The organism is Thermodesulfobacteriota bacterium (assembly GCA_040756475.1).
Lineage (GTDB): Bacteria > Desulfobacterota > Deferrisomatia > Deferrisomatales > JACRMM01 > JBFLZB01.
This window is the reverse complement of record JBFLZB010000293.1, coordinates 1-3,572: the sequence shown is the minus strand read 5'-3', so window position 1 is coordinate 3,572 and position 3,572 is coordinate 1. Positions and strand designations below refer to the sequence as shown.

Sequence of the window (3,572 nt, the reverse complement as noted above, 5' to 3'; positions counted from 1 at the left end):
CCTGGGCGCGGCCCTGGCGGTGGTCCTCGCCGTGAGCTGGTTCCTCGCCCGGTCGCTGGCGGCGCCCATCCGGGAGCTGCGCCGGGCCACCCGCCGCCTGGCCTCGGGGGACCTGGGCGCCCGGGTCGGCGCCTCCCTGGGAAATCGCACAGACGAGACCGCCGAGCTCGGCCGCGACTTCGACCGCATGGCCGCCCGCATCGAGGAGCTGCTGGAGGCCCAGCAGCGGCTCCTGCGCGACATCTCCCACGAGCTGCGCTCCCCGCTCGCCCGTCTGGGCGTGGCACTGGAGCTCGCGCGGCAGAAGGCGGGTCCCCAGGCCGCGCCGCCCCTGGACCGGATCGGGCGCGAAGCCGAGCGCCTCAACGAACGGATCGGGCAACTGCTCACCCTGACCCGGCTGGAAGGGGCCGGGGAGCTCCCGGCCCGGGAGGAGGTGGACCTGGCAGAGCTCGTCGGAGAGGTCGCCCGCGACGCCGACTTCGAGGCCCGGGCCCGAGGCTGCACCGTGGAGCTGGAGGCCTGCGAGCCGGCGCGGGTCGTGGGGGTCCCCGAACTCTTGCGGCGGGCGGTGGAGAACGTGGTCCGCAACGCGGTGCGGTTCACCGCCGAGGGCACCGCTGTGGCGATACGCCTGCGGCAACCGGCGCCCGCGGGCGCGCACATCGAGGTGTGCGACCGGGGCCCCGGCCTTCCCGAGGCCGCCCTGGCGGAGGTGTTCCGGCCCTTCTACCGAGTCGCCGACGCCCGGGACCGGAGCAGCGGAGGCACAGGCCTGGGCCTCGCCATCGCCGAGCGGGCCGTGCGCCTCCACGGCGGCTCCATCCGGGCGGAAAACCGCGGGGAGGGGGGGTTGCGGGTGACCATCGAGCTGCCGGCCCGGGCGCCTTCGGGGCCCCACCCCCTCCGGTAGCGGCCCGGCACGCCCCCAAGGGTCACGCGCTGCGAGAGGCCGTCGCGCCGCGCCCACGTGCCGGCGCTACAGGTGATAGTCTCCGGCAGCCTCGGGCTGGTAGAGCACGTCATCGATGCGGATGCGACGCACTCCGGACGGGACGGCCCATTCCACGACGTCTCCCTTGGCGTATCCCAGGATTGCCGTGCCTACGGGGGCGAGAACCGAGATCGCCCCCTTCTTGATGTTTGCATCCCTCGGAAAGACCAGGACAACGGTCATTTCTTCCGACGTGTCCAGGTCGCGCAGGACGACCTTCGAGTTCATGGTCACGACGTCTGGAGGGATGTGTTTCGGCGACACGACTTCCGCCTTGTCCAATTCTTCCGACAGAGACTCCAAGTCCTTTCTGTCATGGCGGCCGAACTCCTCCGCCACCGCAATGACCTCTTCGAGCCGGGTCTTGTCGAACTCTGTGACGTAGAGCTTTCGTATTGCCATGATCGTCTCCGTATGCTGGCGCCCGTAGCCGCTCGACGGCCCCGCCCCAGCAGGCCGTGTCGCCGGAAATCCTGGTCGATGTAGGTCGGGTTAGCCCGCAGGGCGTAACCCGACGATTTCGCGACCATGCCTCGAAGGAAGACCATTGGACAGAATCAACAGGAGGAGAATTTCTTCTCCCTTGTGTCTTCCTGTCTTCCCCGGGAGGGCGGCGGGACCCGAAGGACCCCGCCGCCCCGCACATCATCCCAGGGCCCAGGGCCGGGGCGTGGGGCCGGCGAAGGCCTTCGGCATCTTGAAGTCCCCGGCCTTCACCGCGACCCCCACCAGGCGCGCGGACTCCTCCATCCCGAGCTCGTTCATCATGGCAAAGGGGCCCTTGGGCCAGGCGAGCGACGTGCAGATGCCGAGCTCCATGTCCTTGGGGCTCACCACCTCCTTCTCCACCAGGTGCGCGGAGATCGCGAAGATGGCGCCGAGCAGCCGGTCCTGCACGGCGGCCCGAGCCCCGGCATCCTCCAGCACCGCCCCGTCCTCCAGGTTCCATGGCTTGCCGCTCGCGAACTGCGCTTTGAGCGACGCCGGCACGGGGGGGAAGCCCACATCCGTGGCCGTCAGGTAGTCGACCATCGACTCAGCGGCATGGTACGCGGTTCCCAGGCCCGAACCGTTCTGTACCCACATGATGCCGAACCGCACCCCGAGCGCCTTGCGCGAGATGTCGTCGAGGGTGGCCACGTTGTAGCGGCCGCCGTCGTAGAAGGAGTCGAGCACCGCGTAGCTCGAGATGAAGACGGGGTTGATCGCAAAGCCGGGGAAGTCGCGCACGGTGATGGCGATCTTGCGGTTCTTCTCGGCGAACGCCATGAGGGCCCGATAGGTGTCGTCGCTGGTCTTCTCCTGGCGGATCACCTCCACGAGCCGGTTCACGTTGGCCGGGAAGAAGTAGTGCAGGCCCGCGGTCCGCTCGGGGTTCGTGGCGCGCTCCATGAGCTTCTCGATGAGGAAGGTCGAGGTGTTGCTCACCAGGATGGCGTCGGGCCGGCAGTGCTTGGAGAGGTCCTCGAAGATCTGGATCTTGAGGTCCATCTTTTCCACCGCCGCCTCGATCACCAGATCGCACGCGGCGAGCCCCTCGTACCGGCTCGTGCCGGTGATCTTCGACGTGACGGCGTCCATCTGCTCCTGGGTCATCTTGCCCTGTTCCACGCGCTTCTTGAGGGCCGACAGAACCCAGCGGTCATACATCTGCTTCACGAGCTCGTCGTTGAGCTCCTTAAAGACGACCTTGTAGCCGGCAGTGGCCGCGTTGAGGCCGATGGCGGCCCCCATCACCCCAAACCCCACGACGCCTACGGTAGAGATCTCCTTCATCTCGACTCCTCCTCACTCGGGTGGAAGCGCAGACCCTTCCGGCGCGGAGCCGGCCGGACCGGGAAGCCGACACCTTAGGTGCACCGGAGGGCGGCGTCAAGACGCTCCGCGGCCTCCCACGTGGCCTCACCGCCAGGACGACGGGCGGCGCTCCTCCCCTCCCATGCTCGATGCGCGGGGAGCAACGGGAACCCGCCCCTCAGAAGCTGTACCGCACCCGGGCGTAGACGTTGGTGTTGTCCTCGAACTGGCCGAAGAAGGTGTCGTCGTGGGCACCGAGGAAGACGTTGGCGCCCAGGGTGAGGAGGATCTCGTCGGAGAGCTTGTAGGCGGCCTTGGGCCGGAGGTGGGCGTCGTCCTCGCTGGGGGAGTAGAAGGCGAAGAGCGACAGGTGAGATTCTGCTGGAGGAAGAAGCCGGCACAAGGGCCGAGAGCAGTCATCGGTTCTAGTCGGCGAAACCGGGGGGCAGGCGGCCCAAGCTCTGCTCGGGCAATACCTACCGGGCGGTGGCCGGCCAAGCGGAGGAGCTCATCCTTGAGGCGGCTGGGGGGCGTTTGGGGGCGCCCCCAAAACCTGCGTCAAACCTTCGGAACTACGATGTTCCCGCACCGGCTACTTCCCTCGAGCATGGCGCCCCTGGCGCTCACATCCCGGGCGTCGCGGCGCACGAGGACTCCCGTCCCGACCTTCCACGTTCCACCGCCCTCGGCATCCGGAATGGAACCGACTGGCCGACGAGACCCACTACCTGCGCCGCGATTCCATGGCCGCCAGCCACTTGGGCGCGTGGTGCTTGGCCCA

Annotated in this window: 4 protein-coding genes; 1 reads left to right on the top strand and 3 read right to left on the bottom strand. The window is 68.5% G+C overall.

Going from position 1 to position 3,572, the window contains the following annotated elements; translation table 11 throughout:
- The coding region (locus tag AB1578_22680) for an ATP-binding protein (protein MEW6490704.1) at positions 1 to 913 on the top strand (913 nt) is incomplete at its 5' end.
- A gap of 66 nt (positions 914 to 979) precedes the next feature.
- On the opposite strand, the gene rnk is transcribed toward AB1578_22680, so the two are convergent.
- From rnk to AB1578_22665, 3 genes are all read right to left on the bottom strand, one after another.
- A complete protein-coding gene (gene rnk, locus AB1578_22675; GenBank protein ID MEW6490703.1) occupies positions 980 to 1,396 on the bottom strand; it encodes a nucleoside diphosphate kinase regulator in 417 nt (138 codons plus the stop codon).
- 243 nt (positions 1,397 to 1,639) lie between these two features.
- Positions 1,640 to 2,770 carry a 3-hydroxyacyl-CoA dehydrogenase family protein gene (locus tag AB1578_22670; protein ID MEW6490702.1) on the bottom strand — a complete coding sequence of 377 codons (1,131 nt, stop codon included), beginning with the start codon at positions 2,768 to 2,770 and terminating at the stop codon, positions 1,640 to 1,642.
- Positions 2,771 to 2,969: 199 nt separating this feature from the next.
- Positions 2,970 to 3,194 (bottom strand): hypothetical protein, encoded by a 225-nt coding sequence (locus AB1578_22665; GenBank protein MEW6490701.1) that lies wholly within the window; start codon positions 3,192 to 3,194, stop codon positions 2,970 to 2,972.
- Between the last annotated feature and the right edge of the window lie 378 nt (positions 3,195 to 3,572).